At 75.5% G+C, this 24,059-nt stretch carries 23 protein-coding genes; 16 read left to right on the top strand and 7 right to left on the bottom strand.

Going from position 1 to position 24,059, the window contains the following annotated elements:
- The first annotated feature begins 164 nt into the window (after positions 1–164).
- On the top strand, positions 165–509 hold the full coding sequence (locus ACZ3J7_RS28235) for a hypothetical protein (RefSeq protein ID WP_465625832.1): 345 nt from the start codon (positions 165–167) through the stop codon (positions 507–509).
- 99 nt (positions 510–608) lie between these two features.
- Here ACZ3J7_RS28235 and ACZ3J7_RS28240 read toward each other — a convergent pair whose 3' ends face one another.
- Together ACZ3J7_RS28240 and ACZ3J7_RS28245 are read right to left on the bottom strand one after the other, a co-directional pair.
- Complete coding sequence (locus tag ACZ3J7_RS28240; protein WP_465625834.1) at positions 609–1,517, bottom strand: GNAT family N-acetyltransferase; 909 nt, start codon at positions 1,515–1,517, stop codon at positions 609–611.
- A 314-nt stretch (positions 1,518–1,831) separates the two neighbouring features.
- Positions 1,832–2,593, bottom strand: a complete 762-nt coding sequence (locus ACZ3J7_RS28245; RefSeq protein WP_465625836.1) for an alpha/beta fold hydrolase — start codon at positions 2,591–2,593, stop codon at positions 1,832–1,834.
- 162 nt (positions 2,594–2,755) lie between these two features.
- On the opposite strand from ACZ3J7_RS28245, the gene ACZ3J7_RS28250 reads away from it, so the two are divergent.
- The gene (locus ACZ3J7_RS28250) at positions 2,756–3,547 is read left to right on the top strand and encodes a DNA-formamidopyrimidine glycosylase family protein (RefSeq protein ID WP_465625838.1); all 792 of its coding nucleotides are present in this window, start codon (positions 2,756–2,758) and stop codon (positions 3,545–3,547) included.
- A gap of 39 nt (positions 3,548–3,586) precedes the next feature.
- Here ACZ3J7_RS28250 and ACZ3J7_RS28255 read toward each other — a convergent pair whose 3' ends face one another.
- The gene (locus tag ACZ3J7_RS28255; protein WP_465625840.1) at positions 3,587–4,219 is read right to left on the bottom strand and encodes a nucleoside/nucleotide kinase family protein; all 633 of its coding nucleotides are present in this window, start codon (positions 4,217–4,219) and stop codon (positions 3,587–3,589) included.
- A 226-nt stretch (positions 4,220–4,445) separates the two neighbouring features.
- Here ACZ3J7_RS28255 and ACZ3J7_RS28260 point away from each other — a divergent pair, with 226 nt between their 5' ends.
- From ACZ3J7_RS28260 to ACZ3J7_RS28280, 5 genes are all read left to right on the top strand, one after another.
- Positions 4,446–4,958, top strand: coding sequence for an HD domain-containing protein (locus ACZ3J7_RS28260; RefSeq protein ID WP_465625842.1), 513 nt, complete (start codon positions 4,446–4,448; stop codon positions 4,956–4,958).
- A 58-nt stretch (positions 4,959–5,016) separates the two neighbouring features.
- A complete protein-coding gene (locus ACZ3J7_RS28265; protein WP_465625844.1) occupies positions 5,017–5,187 on the top strand; it encodes a hypothetical protein in 171 nt (56 codons plus the stop codon).
- A complete protein-coding gene (locus ACZ3J7_RS28270) occupies positions 5,184–5,492 on the top strand; it encodes a dsRBD fold-containing protein (protein WP_465625846.1) in 309 nt (102 codons plus the stop codon). The genes ACZ3J7_RS28265 and ACZ3J7_RS28270 overlap by 4 nt, the downstream gene beginning before the upstream one ends.
- A 254-nt stretch (positions 5,493–5,746) precedes the next feature.
- Entirely contained in the window at positions 5,747–7,396 is a 1,650-nt protein-coding gene (locus tag ACZ3J7_RS28275) for a protein kinase domain-containing protein (RefSeq protein WP_465625848.1), read from the top strand.
- 13 nt (positions 7,397–7,409) lie between these two features.
- Positions 7,410–8,108, top strand: a complete 699-nt coding sequence (locus ACZ3J7_RS28280; protein WP_465625850.1) for a hypothetical protein — start codon at positions 7,410–7,412, stop codon at positions 8,106–8,108.
- Positions 8,109–8,187: 79 nt separating this feature from the next.
- Here the strand turns inward: ACZ3J7_RS28280 and ACZ3J7_RS28285 are convergent, their stop codons facing one another.
- The gene (locus ACZ3J7_RS28285) at positions 8,188–8,466 is read right to left on the bottom strand and encodes a hypothetical protein (RefSeq protein WP_376057634.1); all 279 of its coding nucleotides are present in this window, start codon (positions 8,464–8,466) and stop codon (positions 8,188–8,190) included.
- A 145-nt stretch (positions 8,467–8,611) separates the two neighbouring features.
- On the opposite strand from ACZ3J7_RS28285, the gene ACZ3J7_RS28290 reads away from it, so the two are divergent.
- The 4 genes from ACZ3J7_RS28290 (at position 8,612) to ACZ3J7_RS28305 (ending at position 14,500) form a co-directional block, all read left to right on the top strand.
- Positions 8,612–11,005 carry an FHA domain-containing protein gene (locus ACZ3J7_RS28290; protein WP_465625852.1) on the top strand — a complete coding sequence of 798 codons (2,394 nt, stop codon included), beginning with the start codon at positions 8,612–8,614 and terminating at the stop codon, positions 11,003–11,005.
- A gap of 3 nt (positions 11,006–11,008) precedes the next feature.
- Positions 11,009–11,506, top strand: a complete 498-nt coding sequence (locus ACZ3J7_RS28295) for a hypothetical protein (protein ID WP_465625854.1) — start codon at positions 11,009–11,011, stop codon at positions 11,504–11,506.
- A 3-nt stretch (positions 11,507–11,509) separates the two neighbouring features.
- On the top strand, positions 11,510–12,502 hold the full coding sequence (locus ACZ3J7_RS28300) for a serine/threonine-protein kinase (protein ID WP_465625856.1): 993 nt from the start codon (positions 11,510–11,512) through the stop codon (positions 12,500–12,502).
- A 135-nt stretch (positions 12,503–12,637) separates the two neighbouring features.
- Positions 12,638–14,500 (top strand): M1 family metallopeptidase, encoded by a 1,863-nt coding sequence (locus ACZ3J7_RS28305; RefSeq protein WP_465625858.1) that lies wholly within the window; start codon positions 12,638–12,640, stop codon positions 14,498–14,500.
- 40 nt (positions 14,501–14,540) lie between these two features.
- On the opposite strand, the gene ACZ3J7_RS28310 is transcribed toward ACZ3J7_RS28305, so the two are convergent.
- On the bottom strand, positions 14,541–15,809 hold the full coding sequence (locus ACZ3J7_RS28310) for a streptophobe family protein (protein WP_465625860.1): 1,269 nt from the start codon (positions 15,807–15,809) through the stop codon (positions 14,541–14,543).
- 773 nt (positions 15,810–16,582) lie between these two features.
- Between ACZ3J7_RS28310 and ACZ3J7_RS28315 the strand changes: the two genes are divergently transcribed.
- Entirely contained in the window at positions 16,583–17,701 is a 1,119-nt protein-coding gene (locus ACZ3J7_RS28315; protein WP_465625862.1) for a DUF6777 domain-containing protein, read from the top strand.
- Between the two features lie 81 nt (positions 17,702–17,782).
- Positions 17,783–18,937, top strand: coding sequence for a serine hydrolase domain-containing protein (locus tag ACZ3J7_RS28320; RefSeq protein WP_465625864.1), 1,155 nt, complete (start codon positions 17,783–17,785; stop codon positions 18,935–18,937).
- On the opposite strand, the gene ACZ3J7_RS28325 is transcribed toward ACZ3J7_RS28320, so the two are convergent.
- Entirely contained in the window at positions 18,919–19,230 is a 312-nt protein-coding gene (locus ACZ3J7_RS28325; protein WP_465625866.1) for a DUF2087 domain-containing protein, read from the bottom strand. The genes ACZ3J7_RS28320 and ACZ3J7_RS28325 overlap by 19 nt on opposite strands.
- Positions 19,231–19,328: 98 nt before the next feature.
- Complete coding sequence (locus tag ACZ3J7_RS28330; protein WP_465625868.1) at positions 19,329–20,207, bottom strand: GNAT family N-acetyltransferase; 879 nt, start codon at positions 20,205–20,207, stop codon at positions 19,329–19,331.
- A gap of 278 nt (positions 20,208–20,485) precedes the next feature.
- On the opposite strand from ACZ3J7_RS28330, the gene ACZ3J7_RS28335 reads away from it, so the two are divergent.
- The 3 genes from ACZ3J7_RS28335 to ACZ3J7_RS28345 are packed head-to-tail and all read left to right on the top strand — an operon-like array spanning position 20,486 to position 24,035.
- Complete coding sequence (locus ACZ3J7_RS28335; protein ID WP_465625870.1) at positions 20,486–21,844, top strand: glutamine synthetase family protein; 1,359 nt, start codon at positions 20,486–20,488, stop codon at positions 21,842–21,844.
- Positions 21,845–21,882: 38 nt separating this feature from the next.
- On the top strand, positions 21,883–23,259 hold the full coding sequence (locus ACZ3J7_RS28340) for an aldehyde dehydrogenase family protein (RefSeq protein WP_465625872.1): 1,377 nt from the start codon (positions 21,883–21,885) through the stop codon (positions 23,257–23,259).
- Entirely contained in the window at positions 23,256–24,035 is a 780-nt protein-coding gene (locus ACZ3J7_RS28345) for a 3-oxoacyl-ACP reductase (RefSeq protein ID WP_465625874.1), read from the top strand. The genes ACZ3J7_RS28340 and ACZ3J7_RS28345 overlap by 4 nt, the downstream gene beginning before the upstream one ends.
- The last annotated feature ends 24 nt before the right edge of the window (positions 24,036–24,059 follow it).

Consider the following 24,059-nt stretch of genomic DNA (forward strand, 5'->3'; position numbering starts at 1 on the left):
CTTGACGTCCCTTCGTCCTCGTCCGATCGCCCGCAGCGGCGACGCGCGAACCCGCCGGACAGAATCGATTCGGCTCCGCGGCCCGCCCCTACGGTGGTGCACGCCGGGTCGGGCGCCCCGTTCCGATCCGTCGACGCACCCGACCAGGAAGGCCGTTCCACCTCATGCACCTGCGCCAGACGGTTGCCGCCGCCGCTGCCTCGCTCGCCCTGCTGCTCGCCCTGCCCACTCCGGCCGGTGCGGCCGTGGGCGAGTTCCGGTACACCTACTACGACGACTTCGGGAACCGGGCGGCCGGCGTCCTGGTCGAACCGGACAGCCGTACCTGCGTGACCCTCCCGGAGGTCGCGGACCCCGACACCACCGAACCCGCCTTCGCGCCGCAGAACTTCACCGGTTCGACCGTCACCGTGTTCACCGGCCCCGACTGCGACGGGGACTACTACAGCCTCCGCCCGGGCGGCCGTGCCTCCGACCGTCTCAAGCTCCGCTCCGCCCTCTTCTCCTGAGGCTCCCCCCCGAGGGCACCCCTCCGTCCCGGACCGGGGCGACGCGCCGCGTCCCGCACCGCCGTCCCGGTCCGGACGGGCTCGGTCAGCCCTGGCCGGTCAGCCCTGGGCGGGCGGCTCGGCGATCAGGGCGGTGGCTGTGCGACGGAAGCCCACGCTCTCGTAGATCCGCGCCACCGCGTCGTCGCTGGCGGAGAGGAACACCGTCCGCACCCCGGAGGAACGGGCGTGCTCGACCAGGTGCGCGGTGACCCGGCGGGCCAGGCCCTGGCGGCGCAGCGCCGGCAGGGTGGCCACCGCGACGATCTCGCTGACCTCGCCGACCGGCTGGTGGCAGCCGGAGGCGGTGACCGCTCCGTCCGGGCCGACGGTCGCGGCGAGGACCGTGCGCCCGGCCGCTATTCGCCCGGCCATCCGGGACACCGCGGCGTCCGTCTCCGGGGCCTTCAGCGCTTCGGCGAGCTGTTCGGGCCCGGCCGCGCCGATGCCGGTGCCGGCCTCGGCGAAGGCCAGGTGCGGCAGTGTGACGGCGCCGGCCAGCAGCGGATCGTCGGCGGCGAGCACCCGGACCTCGGGGCCGCCGTCCGGCACCGGCGGTGCGCCGTCCGCCGCGGCCGGAGCGGAGGCCGACGCGGTCGCGGCGCCGACCGGCGGGGCGTCGAGGTGGAGCACCAGCAGCGGGTGCTCGTGCACCTCCAGCCCGGCGGCCTCGACGGCGGCGCGCAGGCCCGGCGTGGTCTCGTGCACCCATTCGAAGCTCTCGGGCGCGCCGAGCTCGCGCTGGCGGGACCGGACGCGCTCGACGTCCTCGGCCGTGAAGGTGCCGGGGCCGTTCAGGGCGGGGCGTCCGTAGTAGTGCCAGCCCTGCCCGGTGCGGACGAAGAGGGTGAAGGGGCCGTGCTCCTCGGTCGTCGCGGAGAACCGGGGAACCGCGTCGTAGTAAGTCTCCAGCCGGGCCAGGACGGCCTCCGGCGCGGAGGTGGGGGAGCCGTTGTTCGTATCGCGCATGGGTGCCGTCCAGAAGGTGCGGTGCGGCCTCTCGGGAGAGGTTGATCAGGCGGCATCACATCAGAGCGGTCGATCGTGTGCACGGGCTTTTTCGAACCCCGGGCACCGTCCGTTCGAAGAGAGGCGCACGGCGCCCCCTCGGAGGCGAACCGTTTCTCCCCGCCCCGGAGCGGCTTGCGGGTGCCCCGGAACGGCACGGTCGGCCGGGTGCCAAAACCTCGTGGCAGCTCGGCCGACCAGCGGGATTCACCCGGGGGAGTGAACCCCGGAGGAGTCGGAGAAGAGCGGAACGCGGGGGGCGGGACGGGGGCGGCCTACCGTCCCGCGACCTCGGCGAGCCGGGCGAGCAGGAGCTCGGCGGTCTCCGCGGGGCGCTCCAGCGCGGGCAGGTGGCCGGCCCAGGGGAGTTCGCGGTGCTCGGCGTCCGGCAGCAGGGCCGCCAGGTCGGCGGCGATCCGCCGGAAGTCCGCCAGGTCGTGCGCGCCGGAGTACACCAGGGTGGGCGCCACGGCCGCCCGCAGGTCGACCTCGACCCGGGTCGGGGAGATCTCCGTCTCGGGTGCCAGCTGCACCTCGTACGCGTTGCGCTGCATCACCCGGACCTTCGCCCGGGTCGCCTCGTCCGCGTCCGGACCGAGCCAGGTGTCCACCATCAGCTCGACCGCCTCGTCCAGCCGACCGGACTCGACCAGCTCGACCTCCCGTTCGTCCAGGGCCTCCAGCTCGGGGCTCGGCCGGTGGTCGGGGCTGCCGGGGCAGAGCAGGGTCAGCGAGCCGACCCGGTCGGGGTGCAGGGCGGCGAACTGCAGGGCGATCCGGCCGCCGAAGGAGGAGCCGACCAGGGCGGCGCGTTCGATGCCGAGCTCGTCCAGCAGCTCCGCCAGGTCGGTCAGGTTGTCGTACGGGCGGTCCGCGCAGGGGGTCTCCCCGAAACCGCGGAAATCGCACCGCAGCACGCGGTACCCGGCCGCGCGCAGGGCGTCCCACTGCCCGTCCCACATCCGCCGGTCGCAGACGGAAGAGTGCAGCAGAACCACCGCGGGGCCGTTTCCAGCCACCTCGTGAGTGATCGTCATTCCGCCGACCGTAGAGCACGACCGGCCCGCTGACCAGGGATTTCCGCTTCGAGCGGAGCGCGACGGGCCGGGCGGCGGCAGGGCGGCGGCAGGGCGGGGGCGGCCAGGAAGCCGGGAGGGGCGCCCGGCGCGGTGTCGGCGCGGGACGGCATGATGGAGGGCGTGCCCGAAGGAGACAGCATCTACCTCGTCGCCACCCAGCTGAACCGGGCGCTCACCGGTCACCCGCTGACGGCGTCGGACTTCCGCGTCCCGGCCCACGCCACCGCCGACCTGACGGGGCGCCGGGTGCTGGAGACGGTGCCGCGCGGCAAGCACCTGCTGACCAGGTTCGAGGGCGGCGTGACGCTCCACACCCACCTGCGGATGGACGGCCGCTGGCGGACCTTCCGGCCCGGCGAGCGCTGGAGCGGCGGCCCCGCCTTCCAGGTCCGGGTGGTCCTCGGCACCGAGCACGCCACCGCCGTCGGCTACCGGCTGCCGGTGGTCCAACTACTGCGCACCACCGAGGAGCACCGGGTGGTCGGCCACCTCGGACCCGACCTGCTCGGCCCGGACTGGGACACCGCCGAGGCGCGCCGCCGCCTGCTCGCCGACCCGCTGCGCCCGGTCAGCACGGCCCTGCTCGACCAGCGCACCCTGGCCGGCATCGGCAACGTGTACGCCAACGAGCTGCCCTTCCTGGCCGGCGTCACCCCCTGGCTGCCGGTCGGCGAACTGGCCGACCCGGACGAACTGCTGGAGGGCGCCCGGCAGCTGCTGGACGCCAACCGGCTGCGGCCCGGCCACGTCACCACCGGAGACCCCCGGCCCGGCCAGCAGCACTGGGTGTACGGCCGGGCCCGCCGCCCCTGTCGGCGCTGCGGCACCCCGATCCGCACCGCCAGGCACGACCGGGATCGCGTCGCCTACTGGTGCCCGCGCTGCCAGCACGGCCCGGTGCCGACCGGCTGACGGGCCGGTGCCCCCCGGGGCCGGGGTCAGTCCCGGGGATCAGTCCCGTTCGACCAGCGCCGGATGCCGGGGGTCCTCGACCCGCACCGTCAGGTCGGCCAGCGCGCCCGGATCGGTCTCGGCCCGGTAGCGCTCGAACGCCGGCAGCGTCCAGCGCTCGGCCTCCGGGGTGCGGCGGGCCAGCGCGGCGGCGCACTGGTCGAGGTGCACGGCCAGTTCGAACGGCAGCCAGCGGCCGAGCAGGAGCGGCCCGTCCAGCAGCAGCACGCCGCGCGGCGGAAGCTGCACGTACCGGGCCCGGGTCGCGCGGTCGGCCGTCCGGTCCCAGAAGGTGGGCAGGACGCGGCCGTCACCGCCCGGTTCGAGCGGGTCGAGGACCTCGCGGAGCAGCGCGCCCTGGTCCAGCCACAGGTCGTGGAAGGCGTCGGCGTCCTGCTTGCCGTACTCGAAGCGCACCGACGCCGGGCGCAGGAAGTCGTCCGCGGACACCCGCAGCACCGGTCGGCCGAGCACCCGCAGCGGCTCCACCAGGGCGTCCGCCAGCTCGCCGGGCCGGGCGGCGGCCGCGCCGTCGAACGCGACCCGCAGCCGCCGGTCGTCGTCGGCCAGTTCGTGGATCCGCCCCGCGAGCAGCGAGACCAGCCGCTCCGGGGAGATCGGGGTCACCCGCACCGGACGATCCCTCCCTTCGGTCAACCGGACTATACGTCGCGGTGCCCCGGGAGCCGGCCCCCGAACGGGAGGAGCACGTCGCGTGGAACACTCCGGGTGCGGCCGAGGGCCCTGCCGGGCGGAGCACCACGGACGAGGCACGACGGGCAGAGCACGACGGACAGAGCACGACGGACAGAGCACTTCGGGCAGAGTACTCCGGACGGAGTGGAGAAGGGGAGCCACCATGAGCAGCGCGCCGTTCCTGACCCTCGACGAGGTCGACGCGCTCGCCGCCCGCGCGCACGCCGGCCAGTACGACCGGATCGGGGTCCCGTACGTGGAGCACGTGCGCGCCGTGGCCGCCGGGGTCGCGCCGTTCGGCACGGGCCTGCGGATGGCCGCGCTGCTGCACGACGTGCTGGAGGACACCCCGCTCACCGCCGGGGAGCTGCTGGCCGCGGGCGTGCCCGCCGCCGTGGTGGCCACCGTCCGGCGGGTGACCCGGCAGCCCGGGACCGACTACCGGACGATGCTGCTGGACGTGGCCACCGACCACGCCGCCACCCTGGTCAAGATCGCCGACAACGCGCACAACTCCCGCGCCGACCGCGCCGCGCTGCTCCCCGCGGCGGACCGGGAGCGGCTGGCCGAGCGCTACCGGGCGGCCCGCGCCGTGCTGTGGCCCGCCGTCGCGGCGGCGGACGTCCGGACGGTCGTCGCGCTGGTCAACCCCGACCTGCTGGCCGAACTCGACTGAGACCGCCCGCGGGGGCACGCTGGAGGGAGAGAGCGGGGGCCAGAGCGAGGAGCCCGGGATGTCCGAGATGAGCGACAGGCTCGACGAGAAGGCCCGGCGGGACGAGGACGACGTCCGCGCCGCCGACCCGGAGGAGGGCATCACCTCCTACCAGACCATGCACGCCCGGGAGGAGTCCCAGGCGGAGGGCGACCCGGTCGCCGACCCGCAGCAGGAGGAGCGCCGGTGAGCGGGCACATGGCGGTCCCCGAACCGCACAGCAGCGAGTGGTCGGTCCGGTTGCGGGTGGTCGAGGCCGGCGACCTCACCCAGGCGCACGCCGTCCTCGACACCGGCGTCAACCTGATCGAGGTCGAGGCCGAGGCCCACCGCAGCCGCCAGGACCCGGCCGACCCGGCGATCGGCGACGAACTCGCCGTCGGACGCGCCCTCACCGCCCTCGGTCAGCAGCTGATCCACCGGGGCTCCGCCGCCGCCGAGGCCGCCGAATCCGCCCGCCGCCGCAGCGCGCCGCCCTCCGACAGCGCCTGGTGACCACCCGCCGCCGGTGGCGGCGCACCGACCGGCGGCGGCCCGCCGCCCGGGCCGCGTCGGGCCCGCTGACGGCCCGTTCCGGCGAACTCCGACGATCAGTGTGCGAAACAGCCGAATCGTGACCTTCCCCCGCCCCCGCGCCGGAACCCGCCCGGCCGGGGGCGCGTCACTCCCGGTGGCCGCGCACCCGCGCCGGCCCGCAGGCGACGGACGGGGCGCCCCCGCGGAGCACGGGGACGCCGGGGGTGGACAAGGTGACGAACGACCGACAGCCGGACGGCGGACCGGCCGACCGACCCGCGCGGGACGCCCGCTGGGAACTCCCCGACTACGCGCACGGACGCGAACTGGGCGCCGGAGCGTCCGGCCGCGTCGTCCTCGCCCGCCACCTGGCCACCGGTACCCCCGTCGCCGTCAAGTACCTGCTCGGTGACCACCCCGACCAGGCCGCCTTCCGGGTCGAGGCCGAACTGCTCGCCGCCCTCGACAGCCCGCACGTCACCCGCCTGTACGAGTACGTCGAGGGCCCGCACGGCGCGGCCATCGTGATGGAGCTCGTCGAGGGCGTCTCGCTCCGCGACCTGCTGCGCGCCGAGGGCGGCACCGGTCCCGAGGCCGCCCTGGCCGTCCTCAAGGGCTCCCTGCTGGGCCTGGCCGCCGCGCACCGGGCCGGCGTCGTGCACCGCGACTACAAGCCGGGGAACGTGCTGGTCACGGCCGACGGCGAGTCGAAACTTGTCGACTTCGGGATCGCGGTGCGCGACGGCACCGGCGGCACCGTCGCCGGCACGCCCGCCTACATGGCCCCCGAGCAGTGGGCCGGCCGTCCCGCCTCCCCGGCCACCGACGTGTACGCCGCCACCGCGACCTTCTTCGAGTGCCTCACCGGCGCCAAGCCGTACGCCGGCACCACGCTGATGGAGCTCGCCGTCCAGCACACCGAGGCGGAGATCCCCGACACCCAGGCGCCCGAGGCCCTCCGTCCGCTGATCCGCGCCGGACTCGCCAAGACCCCCGAACAGCGGCCCCCGGGCGCGGAAGCCCTGGTCGGCGAACTGGAGGCGGCGGCCGGCGCCGCCTACGGCGCGGACTGGGAGGAGCGCGGACGCAAGCGGCTGGCCGCCCTCGTCGCCCTGCTGCCGCTGCTGCTGCCGTCCGCGCTCGGCGAGGGCGCGCTGCCCGGCGCGACCTCGTACGCGACGACCGTGCTGGCCGCGCCGCGACCTGCGCCGCGGGTCCCGTTCCGGGGGAGGCTGATCGCCACCGTCGGCGCGATCGTCCTCGTCGCGGGCGCGCTCGCGACGGTCGCCTCCGCCGGGGAGAACGGCACCGTCGCCGACCCGCGCCCGGCCACCGCCCCGCCCGCCACCACCAGCGTCCGACCCGCCGCCCCACCGGCGAGCGAGGCACCGCCCAGCGAGAGCCCCGGCCCGTCGCCGTCGGCCCCGCCCACCGAGGAGACCAGCCCGAGCGCGTCGTCCAGCCCGAGCCTGAGTCCGAGCCCGACGGCGAAGCCCAGCACCACCCCGAAACCGACCCCCAGCCAGACGGCCACGCCCAGTCCCAGTCCCACACCGACCCCGACGCCGAGTACCGCGCCACCGGTCGTGGTGGTGCTGGGCACCCCGTCGCTGAGGGGCGGCAACACGGCGGTGTCGGCGACCGTTCCGGTCACCGTCCGGGGGAAGGGTACGGCGACACTCACCTTCTCCTGGTACGACGACGCGTCCGGCGCGCTGGTCGGCACGACCACGTCCGCCCCGGTACCGGTCGGGACGACCCGGATCACCAGCACCCTCACCACCGGCTGCCGGACCTGGGACGCGCGGGTCGTGGTGACCAGCGACCCCGCTGCCCAGAAGCCTGCCGCCGGCGGTCCGTACCCCGTGTTCTGCCTCAGGTGAGCGGAGAGCGACGATGACCGACCTTCCCCCCGACCCCGGCTTCCGGCTCGGGCCCGTTCGCAGGCCGGCTCCGCCCGATCCGACCGTGGAGCTGCGGCCCGCCGCCCCGCGGGACGATTCGCGGACCGTCCGGCTGGGCGGCGCCGAGGTGACGGTGGAGCTGGGCGCCGTGGCCGAGACCGTCCGGATCGATCCGGCGCAGACGCTGCCCGTTCCCGGGCCCGGGCCGGCGGGCGGGTTGCGGCGGTTCGGGCCCGGGGTGCCGCCGGGGGCGGCGGCGGTGTGGCGCGGGGAGGCGGTCGCGGCGGCGCCCTCGCGGCGGTGGGACAGGTGGCTGCTGGTCCCGTTGGTGCTGCTGCTCGTGCTGCTCGGCTACCTGCTGTGGGACCGGTACGGGCGCCCCGTCGGGGTGGTCGGCGTGGCGGTGACCACCCCCGCTGCCGGGCCCGGGTGCGACGGGACCGCCGTGATCGCCGGGACGTTGGAGACCGACGGCGGCGGGGGCGAGGTGCGCTACCGGTGGGTGCGCAGCGACGGCACCGACTCGGGGCCGGTCGTCCAGCACGTGGCGGCCGGGCACCGGCGCACCGGGGTGACGCTGGAGTGGACCTTCCAGGGGCGCGGCGAGTTCGCCGCGAGCGCCCGGCTGGAGGTGCTGGAGCCCGCGGGCGCCCGCCCGGCCGAGGCGGTGTTCGACTACTCCTGCCCGTGAGTCCGGCGGCCGGGAGGACGCACGAAACCCGGGTCGCGGCCGACGGCGCGTCGGCGGCGGCCCGGGGGGCTCGCCCGGATCAGGCCCGCGGGGCGGTCGCACCCCCGCCCGTCTTCACGGCCTCCACCATGTGCTGGTGCACCTCGCGCGCCGCCGCCTCGTCCGCGGCGGCCACGGGGCTGCCCTCGACGGTGAACCAGTCGAGCGCGCCGCTGTACTGCACGGTCAGCCGCGCCTCGCCCTCGATCCACATGGTGTGCACCGTCAGGTCCCCGGTGATGACGCCGATCTCGACGGTCTTCACGCCGCCGTGCCCGGAGAGGATCCCCTGAGTGGTCCAGGTTGCCCAGGTGTTCACAAGCCCGCTCCCATCCGCCGCCCAACGGGCCGCTCGGTCCCGACCCCACAGGTACCCGATCCGTGGCGACCGCTTCCCACTGTCACCCGAAGGGCCGAAAACCGCCCCCCGGGCGGGTGCTCGCCGCGCGGTCTAGCATCGACGTATGGGAGAGCGAGAGGGTGCGCTCACCGCGCCGAAACTGATCCTGGAAACCGGTGGCGACTCCACGGTCATCACCCCGAGCCGCAGGTACGCCCTCGGACGCGACCCCACCAGTGACATCGTGCTGACCGATCCGCGGGTCTCCTGGCACCACGCGGAACTGCACGTCGGCGACGGCCACTGGATCGTCGACGACACCGGCTCCACCAACGGCACCTACGCCGCCGACGGCCACCGGGTCGTCCACCTGGAGGTCGAGCCCGGCACCGTGCTCTGCCTGGGCAGCCCGGGCGACGGGCCGCGCTGCACGTTCAGCGCGCTGCCCGAGCCGACCGCCGTGCACCCGCTGCCCGGCCACCGCCCGTCCGCGCTGACCGCGATCACCGGTTCCCGCCGGCCGCCGTCCAGCGTGATGCCGCTGCCGACCAGGGTGGTGCGGATCGGCCGCGCGACCGACAACGACCTGGTGGTCGGCGACCTGTCGGTCTCCCGGCACCACGCGGAACTGCGCGCCACGCCCGACGGCCGCTACGAGATCGCCGACCTGGACAGCCACAACGGCACCTACCTGAACGGCCAGGCCGTCCGCCGGGCCCCGGTCGGGCCCGGCGACCTGGTCGGAATCGGCCACTCGGTGTTCTGCCTGGTCGGCGACGAGCTGCAGGAGTTCGTCGACAGCGGCGACATCGACCTCGACGTGGAGGACCTCACCGTCCAGGTCGACGGCGGGCGCACCCTGCTCGACCAGGTCACCTTCCCGGTCGGCCAGAAGTGCCTGCTCGCGGTCGCCGGGCCGAGCGGCGCCGGCAAGTCCACCCTGCTCAACGCGCTCACCGGCCTGCGCCCCGCCGACCGCGGCACCGTCCGCTACGACGGCCGCGACCTCTACCGCGACTACGCCGAACTGCGCCGCCGGATCGGCCTCGTCCCGCAGGACGACATCCTGCATACCCAGCTGCCGGTCCGGAAGGCCCTGTCGTACGCCGCCGAGCTGCGCTTCCCCGACGACACCGCGCCCGAGGAGCGGGCCGCCCGGGTCGAGGAGGTGATCGACGAGCTCGGCCTCGGCAAACGCGCCGACCAGGTCATCTCCAGCCTCTCCGGCGGCCAGCGCAAGCGGGTCAGCGTGGCCCTCGAACTGCTCACCAAGCCGTCCCTGCTGTTCCTCGACGAACCCACCAGCGGGCTCGACCCCGGCATGGACCGGTCCGTGATGCAGATGCTGCGCGGCCTCGCCGACGACGGGCGGACCGTCATCGTGGTCACCCACAGCGTGCTCAGCCTCGACCTGTGCGACCGGCTGCTGCTGCTCGCCCCCGGCGGGCGGATCGCCTGGTACGGGCCGCCCGGCGAGACGCTGCGGCACTTCGGGTTCGCGCACTGGCCGGAGGCGTTCGAGGCGTTCGAGAACCAGAGCGACCGCGACTGGGCCGGCGAGTTCCGGGCCTCCGCCCCCTACCGCACGTACGTCGCCGGACCGGCCGGCCGCCCCGGCGACCGGCCCGGCGACCGGCCCGGCGCGCCCGCCCCCGCCGAACGCGCGCTGCCCGCGGACGCCACCCCCGCGCCGCCGCCCGAACCCCGCAGCTGGCCGGGCCAGGTCGGCACGCTGTGCCGCCGGTACGCCAGCGCGCTCGCCGCCGACCGCACCTTCCTCGCCGTGATGATCGCGCTGCCGTTCGTGATGGGCGCGATGGCGCACGCGCTGGCCGGCGGCCGGTTGAACCAGGACACCGCGCTGAACGCGCTGCTGATCCTGTGCGTCGGCGGCGTGCTCACCGGCGCGGCCAACGCCGTCCGCGAACTGGTCAAGGAACGGACGATCTACCAGCGCGAACGCGCCGTCGGCCTGTCCAGATCGGCGTACCTGTGCTCCAAGGTCGTCGTGCTGGGCACCGTCACCGTCGTCCAGTCGGTGGTGCTGACCATGGTCGCGCTGATCGGCGTGCGGCTCAGACCGCAGGGCGGCAGCGGGGTCTTCCTGCCACCGCTGCTGGAGATCACCCTGGCCGTCGCGCTGCTCTCGCTCACCGCGATGATGCTCGGCCTGCTGATCTCCGCGCTGGTGAAGAAGGAGGAGGTGACCATGCCGCTGCTGGTGCTGGTCGCCATCGTCCAGGTGGTGTTCTGCGGGGCGCTGCTGCAGCTCGACCACATCCCGGTGCTCAACCAGCTGTCCTGGCTGGTCCCCTCCCGCTGGGCGCTCGGCGCCATGGCCGCCACCATCGACCTGCACGCGACCGTGCCCGGCGCGCTCACCGACGACCCGCTGTTCGCCCACCGGCAGGGCGTCTGGCTGCTCGACATGGGCATGCTGGTCGTGCTGGCCGTCGCCTACGGCCTGGTCGTCGCCCGGCTGCTGCGCCGGCACGAACCCGCCGTGATGCGGCGGTAGCGCATGGGCCCGCCCGACGGATTCCGGCCCACCCACGTCGTCCCGGCCGACGGCCTGCCGACCTGGACCGCGCCCGACCCGGCCGCCGCCGGAGTGCCGCTCGACCCGCTGCTGCCGGTCGCGCTCGCCGAGGCCCACGGCAACTGGGCCCGGATCGTCTGCTCCAACGGCTGGAGCGCCTGGGTCGACGGGCGGCTGCTGGTCGCCCTCCCGCAACGCCCCCCGAGCGCCGGCGGCCCGCTCGCCACCACCGACGACCCGCGCCCGCTGCTCGCCGCCCTCGAACGCTCGCTGGCCACCTACCGGCGGCTGGTCGACGACTGGGCGGCCGGCCGGATCGACCTGGAGGCCTTCCGCGACGGCACCCGCGACCTGCGGCTCGGCGCGGTCCTCGACGGCCCGGACGCCTGGCTGCTCGACCTCGACCGGGGCCGCTGGTACTACTGCGACGCCGCCCAGCTGCAGACCTACGCGACCGCCGACCGCGACGGCCGGAGCTGACCCGTGCCCGGCGAGCAGCCCCGGCAGCCGTCCCCGGCGGCCGCCGGGCCGGGCGAGCTGGACGGCCGGACGCTGGCCGGCTACCGGCTGGAGCGGGTGCTCGGGCGGGGCGGCATGGCGGTGGTCTACCGGGCCGAGGACCTGCGGCTCGGCCGCACCGTCGCGGTCAAGCTGCTCGCCCCCGAACTGGCCCGCAACGAGACCTTCCGGCAGCGCTTCGTCCGGGAGTCGCGGATCGCCGCGTCGCTCGACCACCCGAACATCGTCCCGGTCTACGACGCGGGCGAGGTGGAGGGCGTGCTGTACCTGGCCATGCGGTACGTGCGCGGCCGCGACCTGCGCGCCCTGCTCGACCGGGAGGGGCCGCTGGGCCGCGCCCAGACCGTGCGGATCGCCGTCCAGGTGGCCAGCGCGCTGGACGCCGCGCACGCCCACGACCTGGTCCACCGGGACGTCAAGCCCGGCAACGTGCTGATCGCCGAGGGGACCGACCCCGACCACCCCGAGCACGCCTACCTGACCGACTTCGGACTCACCAAGAAGTCGCTCTCGCTGACCGGCCTCACCACCGTCGGCCAGTTCGTCGGCACGCTCGACTACGTGGCCCCCGAGCAGATCTCCGGCAAGCCGGTGGACGGGCGGTGCGACGTCTACAGCCTGGGCTGCGTGGTGTTCGAGATGCTCACCGGCGGCCCGCCCTACCGGCGCGACGACGACCTGGCGCTGCTCTGGGCGCACCTCAACGACCCGCCGCCGGACGTCCGGGAGCAGCGCCCGGACCTGCCCGCCGGGGTGGGGGCGGCGCTGGAGCGGGCGATGGCGAAGCGGCCCGACGCGCGGTACGGGAGCTGCCTGGAGTTCGTCGCGGCGCTGCGGGCGGCGGGGGCGACGCGGGCGGCGGGGGGAGCGGGGGCGGTGGCGCGGGGCGGGGGCTCCTCGCGGGTGGAGGAACCGCCGCGACCGCCGGACTGGGCGCGGCCGGTGTTCGAGCCCTGAGCGGGCGCCGTCCTCGTTCCCCCCGCCCTTCCGGGCGTAACGATCGGTGGCATGCACCTTTCAAAACTGGATGTTTGCTGGCAGTCTGCCCCTCGGCCAGGGCCCCCACAGACCCTGGCGACCGAGAGGAGCACCATGAGCGACAGACTCCGCGCCCTCGCCACCCGCGCCGCCGCCGTCCTGGGCACCACCGTGCTCGTCGCCGCCGGCACCGCGAACGCGGGCCCGACCGCAGCCGCCGCGCAGGCCGCCACCTGCACGCCGGCCCAGGTCCTGGCCAACGGCGGGTTCGAGTCCGGCACCGCGCCCTGGACCTCGTCCAGCGGCGTCATCACCAGCGGCGGCAGCCAGAGCCCGCACGGCGGGACCTCCTACGCCTGGCTGGACGGCTACGGATCGGCGCACACCGACACCCTCGCGCAGACCGTCACCCTCCCGGCGGGCTGCACCAGCGCCACCCTGACCTTCTGGCTGCACGTCGACACCGCCGAGACCAGCAGGACCACCGCGTACGACAAGCTGACCGCGAAGGTCGGCGGCACCGTCCTCGCCACCTACTCCAACCTGGACGCCGCCACCGGCTACCAGAAGAGGACGCTCGACCTGTCGGCGTACGCCGGACAGACCGTCAGCCTCTCCTTCGGCGGCGTCGAGGACTCCGGGCTGCAGACCAGCTTCGTGCTCGACGACCTCGCGCTCGACGCCTCCGGCGGCACCACCACCCCGCCGCCCGGCACCGACGCCACCCGCACCCCCGCGCCCGCCGGGTACACCGTGAGCCTCAGCAGCGACGCGAGCGGCGCCACCTGGACCGGACACCAGAGCGTCGCCTTCGGGAACCCCTCGGCAACCCCGCTGACCGAGGTGTACCTGCGGCTCTGGGACAACGCCCACGGCAGCTGCCCCAGCACGCCCGTCACCGTCCGCAACCTCACCGGCGGCACCGCGGGCGCGCTCAGCGCCGACTGCACCGCGCTCAAGGTCACCCTGCCCGCGCCGCTGGCCCAGGGCCAGAGCGGCAGCCTCGGCTTCGACCTGTCCATCGCCGTCCCCTCCGGCGCGGACCGGTTCGGCCGCGACGGGGCGTTCGCCTTCGTCGGCAACGCGCTGCCCGTCCTCGCCGTGCGCGACGCCGCCGGCTGGCACCTCGACCCGTACACCAACAACGGCGAGTCCTTCTACACCCTCGCCTCCGACTACACGGTCACCCTCGACCACCCCAGCGGCCTGCTCGTCCCCGCCACCGGCACCTCCGTCGACACCCCCGGCGGCAGCGGGCGCACCGTCACCACCGCCACCGCCAAGAACGTCCGCGAGTTCGCCTGGGCCGCCGGGCCGTTCAGCAGGATCTCCGGCACCTCCGCGGCCGGCACCGCGATCAACGTCTACTCGGTCAGCGGGATCAGCTCCAGCGACGCGCAGTCCATGCTGAGCACCGCGAGGAGCGCCGTCGACGCGCACGCCGGCCGGTTCGGCGCCTACCCCTACGGCGAGCTCGACGCCGTGATCGACAACAACTTCTGGTTCGGCGGCATGGAGTACCCCGGCTTCGTCCTCGACCTGGTCTCCACCACCGCGCTCACCCATGAGATCGGCCACCAGTGGTGGTACGGCATCGTCGGCGACGACGAGTACGACAACCCCTGGCTCGACGAGGCCTTCACCGACTACGCCACCGACCTCGCCCTCGGCAAGACCGGCACCAACTGCTGGAACAGCACCTCCTGGGCGTCCTCCGCCGAGAAGATCAGCAACCCGATGGCCTACTGGGACGCCAACTCCTCCCGCTACTCGACGGTCGTCTACGGCTACGGCAAGTGCGCCCTGCACGACCTGCGCCGCACCATCGGCGACACCGCGATGACCACACTGCTGCGCGACTACGCCGCGGCGCACTGGTACGGGATCTCCACCACCGCCGAGTTCAAGGCCGCCGCGCAGGCCGCGACCACCGTCGACCTGACGTCCTTCTGGACGCAGCACCGCATCGACGGCTGACCACGGGCGAACCGAAGGGGCCCCGGCGGGCGGCGGACCGTCAGGGCCCCGCCCGCCGCCCCGGACCCTCCCCGCCGGAGGCGGAGCCGGGGGTTCGGGTGGCGGTGCGGCGGGCGGTGCGGCCGGCGCGGGCCGGCAGCGCGCCCAGCAGACCGGCAAGGGCGCCCCAGCCGGCGGCGATCGGGACGGCGGTGAGCAGGTTCGGCTCCAGCACCGTCCGGCCGCCGCCACCCATGCCCAGCAGCGACAGCCCGAACACCGCCGACACCCGGGTCACCAGCCCGATCGCCAGCACCGCCAGCGCCAGGACGACCGCCGACTGCACCACCGTCCGCCACAGCGGCAGCGGCGGACGCGTCCGGAGCGCCGCCGCCACGCCCGCCGCCGACACCAGCAACGCCGCCAGCGGCAGCAGCAGCCACGCCCAACCGCTCTGCTCCGCCAGCGAACCCAGGTCCAGCGTCACGTCCCGCCCCGAACGCAGCACCGCCGCCAGCGGGTACGGGAAGGGCAGGCCTAGACTCTCCGTGACGTGGCCGTGCCAGGACGCGCCCAGGCCCAGGCCGAACCCCAGCCAGGCCAGGTTCGGCAGGCCGAGGAAGACCACCGCCAAGGTCGCGCGCGGCTCGCTGCCCGCCACCGCCGCGACCAGAGCGCCCACCAGCGCCAGCCCCACGTACACCAGCAGCAGTGACAGCACCGCGTGCACCGTCGGCCGCAGCGTGCCGTGCCAGCGCACCAGGGCGGTCGGCAGCGGAGCCCGGCGCGAGGCCGCCAGCGCCAGTAGCACCACCACCGCCAGCCACAACAGGCCGAAACCCACCGCCGGGCCCGGATCCACCCGGAACCCCACCGTCGGCGCCGCGCCGAACGCCCCGCCCAGCTCGTCCAGCAGCGGATCGCCCGTCGACACCGTGAACGAGTGCCGTGCCGCCGCGGACAGCAGCAGCACCGCCACCGTCCAGCAGGCGGCCAGCGCGAGCACCCGGGCCAGCAGCGGCCGCCCGCCCACCACCGCGTGCCGGCGCAGCGGCCGCACGAACAGGTACGCCGTCACCAGCGCCCCCACCAGCGTCACGGACAGCGGCATCGCCGCGATCCCGCCCTGCGCCGTCGCCACGAAGGCCGCGTCGCCGCCGAGCCGCGCCGGCGCACCCAGCGCCATCAGCAGCGTGGCCGCCAGCACCGCGCCGAAACCGCCGCCCGGCAGCTCGTCCGCACCCGCCAGCCACAGGCCGAGCGCGCCGACCAGGGCCATCGCCGCCAGCGCGCCCACCACCGTCACCAGCGCCGAGAGCAGCACCGCCACGGGCGCGGGAGCCCGGGGTGGTGGCGGGGGCGGTGACGGCGGCGGTGTGCGGGGGTTCGCGGGGGTGGCGGCACCAGACACACGTCTCACCGGCCCTTCGAGCGCGGCCCCCCGGGCGCCGACCCGGACCGGCCGACCCCTCCAGCTTCCGACAGGCCGCAGCGGACGGCGAGTCGCCACGGACGGGCGCACCGGGCACCGGAGCACGCCGCGGGGCGGCGGGTTCGGGAGGCCGGGCGGACAATGGTGGGTGCGCACGTGGACTCGGGGGAGTCCGACCGGGAGGCAGTCCCGTGACCGAGCAGCCGACACCCCGGCAACCCGAAGAACCGGACAGCGGGAACGACGGCGCCCAGCCCCCGCCGCACCACCCCACCGAAGTGGTGGGCGGGACGGCCGGACCGCCCACGGAGGTGGTCCGGCCCGGCGCGGCCGACGCGGCGGCGACCGGCGCGGAGGGCACGCAAGGGCCGCCGACCGAACTGGTGGAACGGGCCGCTGGTGCGGGGACGGCTCCGGGCTCGGCCCCGGGGCCCGCTCCGGGTCCTGACCCGGCATCGGCCCCGGCCGCGTTCGGGGCCGCCGGCAGCGGGACGGGCGGGGCGGGGGCGTCGCCACCGGCTGCGCCCGGGGACGAGGGCGCGGCCGGACCGGCGGGACCGCCCTCCGGGCCGCTGTCGGCCGGGGGGACGCGGCCGTCGGACGGGTCCGGTGCCGGAGTGCCGCCGGGGGACGGCGGGAGCGGCGGCGGGTCGGCGGCCAGTGGCGGCGCAGTGCCGCCGGGAGGCGGGCGGCCGACGGCCGGGGACGGCGCCCCCTCCGGCGGGGACGGGGGCGGCGGGAGGCCGTGGTGGCGGCGGGGACCGGTCCTCGCCGGAGCGGTCCTCGTCGCCGGGCTGGGCATCGCGCTCGGCGTGGTCGCCACCGGCGGGTCCGGCGGCGGCAGCGCCCAGGCCGTCGAGATGCAGCCGGTGTCCGCCGCCGGGCGGGAACCGTTCACCGACTCGGTCGCCAACGGCGGCTCGCCCGCCTCCCCCTCGCCCGGCGGGGCCGCCTCGTCCGGTGCGACCCCGTCCGCCGCCGGGAGCCCCAGCGCCTCCGGCGGCACCGTGGAGGGCAGCCGGCCCGGCCTGTACGGCGGGACCCACGAAGCGGCCAGCTGCGACGTGCCGAAGCTCTCCGGCTACCTCGCCGCCAACCCCGACAAGGCCCGCGCCTGGGCCGGTGTCGAAGGCATCGACAGCTCGCAGATCGACGGCTACCTGCACGAACTGACCCCCGTGGTACTGCGCCAGGACACCCGGGTCACCAACCACGGCTACCAGAACGGACAGGCCACCCCCTACCAGGCCGTCCTGCAGTCCGGGACGGCCGTGCTGGTCGACAGCCAGGGCGTGCCCCGGGCGCGCTGCGCCTGCGGCAACCCGCTGACACCGCCGACCGGCACGGGCGGCACGTACACGGGCACGGCTTGGCCCTCCTTCCACCCGGACGGGGTGGTGACGGTGCAGCCCGCGGCGGTGCCGGTGACCCAGATCGTGCTGGTGGACCAGACGACCGGCGGCCAGTTCGAGCGACCCGTGGGCGGAACGGGCGGAAGCGACGGATCGGCCTCGCCGAGCCCGTCCGGCCCGGGTTCGTCCGGCAGCCGTTCCGGGACGGGCACGCCGTCCGGCGGCTCCTCCTCGGCACCGTCCTCCGGCGCGTCCTCCGCGCCGTCGTCCGGTTCGTCGGGCTCGCCCGGCCACTCCGGTTCGTCCGGCCCGTCCGGGTCGCCCAAGTCACCCGGTGGCGGCTCGGGTTCCGGCTCGGCGCCTGGGGCCCCCTCCGGCGGGGCGTCGGGACCGGCGAGCTCGGCCGGGGGAGCCGGCGTGTCCGCGGGTAGCCCGTGACGGGGCCGGGTGATCGGTGGTCGCTTCCCGGGGCGGGGGCGGGCGGTGCGGACCGGGCGCCGGTGTGGAAAGGGGAACACGATGGGTGAGGCGCGTTCGGCGGGGGCGCCGGGCGGTGCGCGCGGCCTGCGGGCGGTGCTGGAGCACTGGCTCGCGGACGGTGTGGTGCCCGGGGCGGTCGCCCTGGTCGCCCGCGAGGAGCGGGTCGAGACGGCCGCCGTGGGCGAGTTGGACCGGGAGTCGCCGGTGCGGATCGCCTCGGTCGGGAAGCCCGTCACGGCCGCGGCCGTCCTGCAACTGGTCGACGACGGGGTGCTCGCGCTCGACGACCCGGTCGAGCGCTGGCTGCCCGAGCTGGCCGACCGGCGCGTGGTGCGGACGCCGCGTTCCCCGGTCACGGACACCGTCCCGGCGGCCCGGCCCTTCACGGTGCGCGACATCCTGGAGTCGCGGGCCGGCTACGGTTTCCCGTCGGACTTCACCCTGCCCGCGCTGGTCCCGCTCGTCGCGGAGCTGGGGCAGGGGCCGCCGCAACCGCAGCGGGTGGCGCCGCCCGACGCGTGGGCGGCCACCCTGGCCGGCATTCCGATGCTCCACCAACCCGGCGAGGCCTGGCTGTACAACACCTGCTCCGACCTCCAGGGTGTCCTGGTCGCCCGGGCGACCGGCCGGCCGCTCGAACAGGTGCTGGCGGAGCGGCTGTTCGACCCCCTGGGCATGTCCCGCACCGCCTTCCACGCGCCACCCGGCACCCTCGGCCCGCTGTACCGCTCGAACCCGGACGGCACGCTGGCGGTGGCCGACCCGCCGGACGGCCAGTGGAGTTCCCCGCCCCCGTTCCCGTCCGGGGCCGGCGGCCTGCTCTCCACGCTCGACGACGTGTTCGCCTTCCTGCGGATGCTGCGCTCCGGCGGTCGCGCCGAGGACGGACACCGGGTGCTCTCCCCGGAAGCGCTGCGGCTGATGACCACCGACCACCTGACGGAGCGCCAGCGGGCGGACGGCGAACTCTTCCTGGCCGGCCAGGGCTGGGGCTACGGCGGCTCGGTGGACGTGGCCCGCCGCGAGCCGTGGAACGTGCCGGGCCGTTACGGCTGGGTCGGTGGCACCGGCACCGCCGCCCACGTGGTGCGGTCGACCGGGCTGGTGACCGTGCTGCTCACCCAGCGGGAGATGACGGACCCCGCCCCGCCGCCGTGGATGCGGGAGTTCTGGCGCTACGCGGCGGGCGGGTGAGCGTCGGCCGGGGCGTCGCGGTCGACGGCGGTCCGCCGGTAGCTCGACCCGTCCCGGGCCCGGGTGAGCAGCAGGGCCTCGACCAGGTAGCGGCGGAGCATGGAGGTGTCGGAGTGGACGGTGAGCAGTGCCGCGTTGACCTCCTGCTCGGTGTAGGAGCGAGCGGGGTCGAAGAGGGAACCCGCGAGGTGCTCCAGCAGGGCGGTGCGGCGGGCCGGCCGGCGCGGGAGCGACGTCAGACGGCCGTCGGTGAAGAACGCGGAGAGGGAGGCCGGTGGTTCGTGAGCGGACATGACGGGCAGCCTGCCAGGGCGGCCGCGGGCGGACAACCGGATTACCGGCAGGGGCGTCGGCCGGACGGGCACCGCCCGCGCCGACGGGCCCGCCGGGCTCACAACGGGAGGCGGAACTCGACGGAGCGGTGGGTGGGCCGGTAGCCCAGGGCGCGGTTGACCGCCAGCATGCCGGTGTTGTGGTCGGCGGTGTCGGTCAGCAGGCCGGTGATCCCGGGGTGCTCGGACCGCGTCCAGCGGATCGCCTCGGCCTTCATCGCCCGGGCCAGGCCGCGCCTGCGGTGGGCGGGCGACACGGCCGTGCCGTAGTGCTGGGCGTCGCCGGTCCGGTCGGCGGGCAGCACCAGTTCGCTGAACCCGACCAGGTCACCCCCGGCGGACCGCGCCACGGCGACGGTGTGCAGCAGCTCGCCCCGGTCGGCGACGGCCCGCGCCGCGGACAGCACCCGCTCTTCGTCCCAGGCGACCGTCCCGAACCCGGTGTCGCCCATCGGCATGTCGTCCATGGCGGTGCGCGCGCGGGTGAAGGCCGGCAGCCACTCCTCGGGGCAGCGGCCGGTCCAGGAGACCAGCCGGTAGCCGGGCGGCAGCCCGTCAGCGGCGCTGGTGGCACCGGTGGCGGTCTCCGTCAGGTCCAGGCGGGCGAACTCGAGGACGAGGGCCCGCTCGAAGCCGCGGGCGGAGAGGAAGGCGTCGCCCGGGGAGCCCTCGACGGCCTGGGCCAGCAGCGAGCGGCGGCCGTCCTCCCGGGCGGCGGCCACCGCGGCCGCCAGCAGGGCCGAACCGGCGCCGCGCCGCCGCTCGGCGGGGTGCACGTCCAGCGTCAGTTCGCCCAGGTGGGACTGGCCGGGAGAGGCGAACAGCCGCAGGAAGGCGCTGCCGAGCGGGGTGCCGTCGGGGGCGGCGGCCAGCCAGGCGAGGCGGCGTCCGAAGGGGCTGTCGGCGGGGTCGGCGAGGGCGGTCAGACGGAAGGTCACGGGTGGTGGACTCCGGAGCGGAGGGGACGATCGGGCACGCGCCACCGAAGCAGCTGGAAGGGCCGGGGGCAATCGGATTTCCACCCGAGCGGCATGACGGGGCGGGAAAGAGGGGGTGACGGGTAGTCATCTCGCCCGACAGGACGATCTTCTGACGGTTCGTCGGAACATCGCGACACCCGCGCGGCCCCTGGTGCGCTCGCGCCCGGGGCGGGATCATCGTCGCTGTGGCGGACCGGCCCGCGTGCGGTGGGCCGGGTGGCGGAGGTGGTGGGCGGATGACCGGGGCACGGCTCACGGTGGAACGGCTGCGCGAACTGGTGGCCGAGGGCGCGGTGGAGACGGTCGTACTGGCCGTCACCGACATGCAGGGCCGCCTGCAGGGCAAGCGCCTGGACGCCGGCCACTTCCTCGCCGAGGTGCTGACCGGCGGCGCCGAGGGCTGCGGCTACCTGCTCGCGGTGGACGTGGAGATGAACACCGTCGACGGCTACGCCGTCTCCTCCTGGGAGAGCGGCTACGGCGACCTGGTCTTCGCCCCCGACCTCACCACCCTGCGGATGGTGCCCTGGCACCCGGCCACCGCCATGGTCCAGTGCGACCTCGCCCACCAGGACGGCTCCCCGGTCGCGGTCTCGCCCCGCCAGGTGCTGCGCCGCCAACTGGAGCGGCTGGCCGCCTACGGCTGGGGTGCGTACGTGGGCACCGAGCTGGAGTTCATGGTGTTCCGGGACAGCTACGAGCAGGCCTGGGAGCGGCAGTACCAGGGCCTCACGCCCGTCAACCAGTACAACGTCGACTACTCGATCCTCGGCACCGCCCGGATCGAGCCGCTGCTGCGCCGCCTGCGCACCGGCATGGCCGGGGCCGGGCTGACGGTGGAGTCCGCGAAGGGCGAGTGCAACCTCGGGCAGCACGAGATCGCCTTCCGCTACGCCGACGCGCTGACCACCTGCGACGACCACGCCGTCTACAAGACCGGCGCGAAGGAGATCGCCGCGCAGGAGGGCGTCAGCCTCACCTTCATGGCCAAGTACGACCAGCGCGAGGGCAACTCCTGCCACGTGCACCTGAGCCTGCGCGACGAGCACGGCCGCCCGGTCTTCCCGGGCGGGGGCCCGCACGGCTTCTCCCGGACGATGGAGCACTTCCTGGCCGGGCAGCTCGCCTGCCTCGACCAGTTCGCGCTGCTGCTCGCCCCGACCGTCAACTCGTACAAGCGCTACGTGCCGGGCAGCTTCGCCCCCACCGCGATCGCCTGGGGCCGCGACAACCGGACGTGCGCGCTGCGGGTGGTCGGGCACGGGGCGTCGCTGCGGTTCGAGAACCGGGTGCCCGGGGGTGACGTCAACCCCTACCTGGCGGTCGCCGCGCTGATCGCCGCCGGGCTGCACGGGGTGGAGCGGCAGCTGCCGCTGGAGGCGGAGTTCACCGGCAACGCCTACGCCTCCGACGCGCCCAGGGTGCCGGCGGCGCTGCGCGAGGCGGTCGAGCGCTTCGACCGCAGCGAGGCCGCCACCGAGGCCTTCGGCAAGGACGTCGTCCGGCACTACGCCCACGCCGGGCGGGTCGAACTCGCCGCCTACGACGCCGCGGTGACCGACTGGGAGCGCCGCCGGGGCTTCGAACGGCTGTGAGGCGAGCCCGACCCGGACCCGAGAGCGAGGAGGAGCAGGTGTCCCAGGAGTCCGACCCGTACCAGGTGGTCAACCCCGCCACCGAGGAGGTGATCGCCACCGTCGAGCTCGCCGGCCCGGCCGCCGCCGACGCGGCGATCGCCCGCGCCGCGGCGGCGTTCGAGAGCTGGCGGAACGTGGCGCCCGGCGACCGGGCCCGGCTGCTGCGCCGCTTCGCCGCCGAGGTGGACGCCGAACGCGAGCGGCTGGCCGCCCTGGAGGTCGCCAACGCCGGGCACACCATCGGCAACGCCCGCTGGGAGGTCGGCAACGCCCGCGACGTCATCGAGTACTACGCCGGCGCGCCCGAGCGGCTGTTCGGCCGGCAGATCCCGGTGGCCGGCGGCCTCGACGTCACCTTCCACGAACCGCTCGGCGTGGTCGGCGTGATCGTGCCGTGGAACTTCCCGCTGCCGATCGCCGCCTGGGCGCTCGCCCCCGCGCTGGCCGCCGGCAACACCGTCATCGTCAAACCCGCCGAGCTCACCCCGCTCACCGCGCTCCGGCTGGCCGAACTCGCCCTGCGCGCGGGCCTGCCCGAGGGCGTGCTGCAGGTGCTGCCCGGCCGCGGCCCGGTGGTCGGGCAGCGCTTCGTCACCCACCCGGACGTCCGCAAGGTGGTGTTCACCGGCTCCACCGCCGTCGGCAGGTCCGTGATGGCCGGCTGCGCCGCCCAGGTCAAGCCGGTCACGCTCGAACTCGGCGGCAAGAGCGCCAACATCGTCTTCGCCGACGCCGACCTGGAGAAGGCCGCGGCCACCGCCCCGTACGCCGTCTTCGACAACGCCGGGCAGGACTGCTGCGCCCGCTCCCGGATCCTGGTCGAGGCGAGCGCGTACGAGGAGTTCATGGAGCGCTTCGAGCGCGCCGTGCGGGGCGTCCGGGTCGGCGACCCGGCGGACGAGAAGACCGAGATGGGGCCGCTGATCTCGGCCGCGCACCGGGCCCGGGTGGCGTCCTACGTGGACGGCGACACCGAGGTGGCGTTCCGCGGCGGCGCGCCCGGGGGGCCGGGCTTCTGGTACCCGCCGACGGTGCTCGCGCCGATCGCCCCCGACCACCGGGCGTTCACCGAGGAGGTGTTCGGCCCGGTCGTCGCGGTCGTCCCGTTCCGCGGCGAGAGCGACGCGGTGCGGATCGCCAACGCCACCGAGTACGGCCTGTCCGGATCGATCTGGACGCGCGACGTGGGCCGGGCGCTGCGGGTCGCCCGGGCCGTGGAGGCGGGCAACCTGTCCGTCAACTCGCACTCCTCGGTGCGCTACTGGACGCCGTTCGGCGGCTTCAAACAGTCCGGCCTGGGCCGCGAACTCGGCCCGGACGCCCTGCACGCCTTCACCGAGACCAAGAACGTCTTCATCGCCACGGAGGAATGAGCGACATGAGCAAGCGACTCGACGGCCGGGTGGCGGTCGTCACCGGCGCGGGCAGCGGCATCGGCCTGGCCACGGTGCGCCGCTTCGCCACCGAGGGGGCCAAGGTGGTGTGCGCCGACATCGACGAGGAGAGCGGCGCCAAGGCCGCCAACGAGGTCGGCGGCCTGTTCGTGCGCACCGACGTGACCGACGAGGAGCAGGTCCGGACGCTGTTCGACACCGCCGTCGAGCGCTACGGCAGCCTCGACGTGGCGTTCAACAACGCGGGCATCTCCCCGCCGGACGACGACTCGATCCTGGTCACCGGCCTGGAGGCGTGGAAGCGCGTCCAGGAGGTCAACCTGACCTCGGTGTACCTGTGCTGCAAGTACGCGATCGGCCACATGCGGCGGCAGGGCAAGGGCTCGATCATCAACACCGCGTCCTTCGTGGCGGTGATGGGCGCCGCGACCTCGCAGATCTCCTACAGCGCCTCCAAGGGCGGCGTGCTGGCGATGAGCCGGGAGCTGGGCGTCGAGTTCGCCCGCGAGGGCATCCGGGTCAACGCGCTGTGCCCCGGACCGGTCAACACCCCGCTGCTGCGCGAGCTGTTCGCCAAGGACCCGGAGCGCGCCGCCCGCCGACTGGTGCACATCCCGCTCGGCCGGTTCGCCGAACCGGAGGAGATCGCCGCCGCGGTGGCCTTCCTGGCCAGCGACGACTCCTCCTTCATGACCGCCAACACCTTCCTGGTGGACGGCGGCATCTCCGGCGCGTACGTCACCCCGCTCTCCTAGCGGACCCCCGGCGGACGCGCGGGG

The sequence above is a fragment of the Kitasatospora sp. NPDC015121 genome (genome assembly GCF_055562955.1).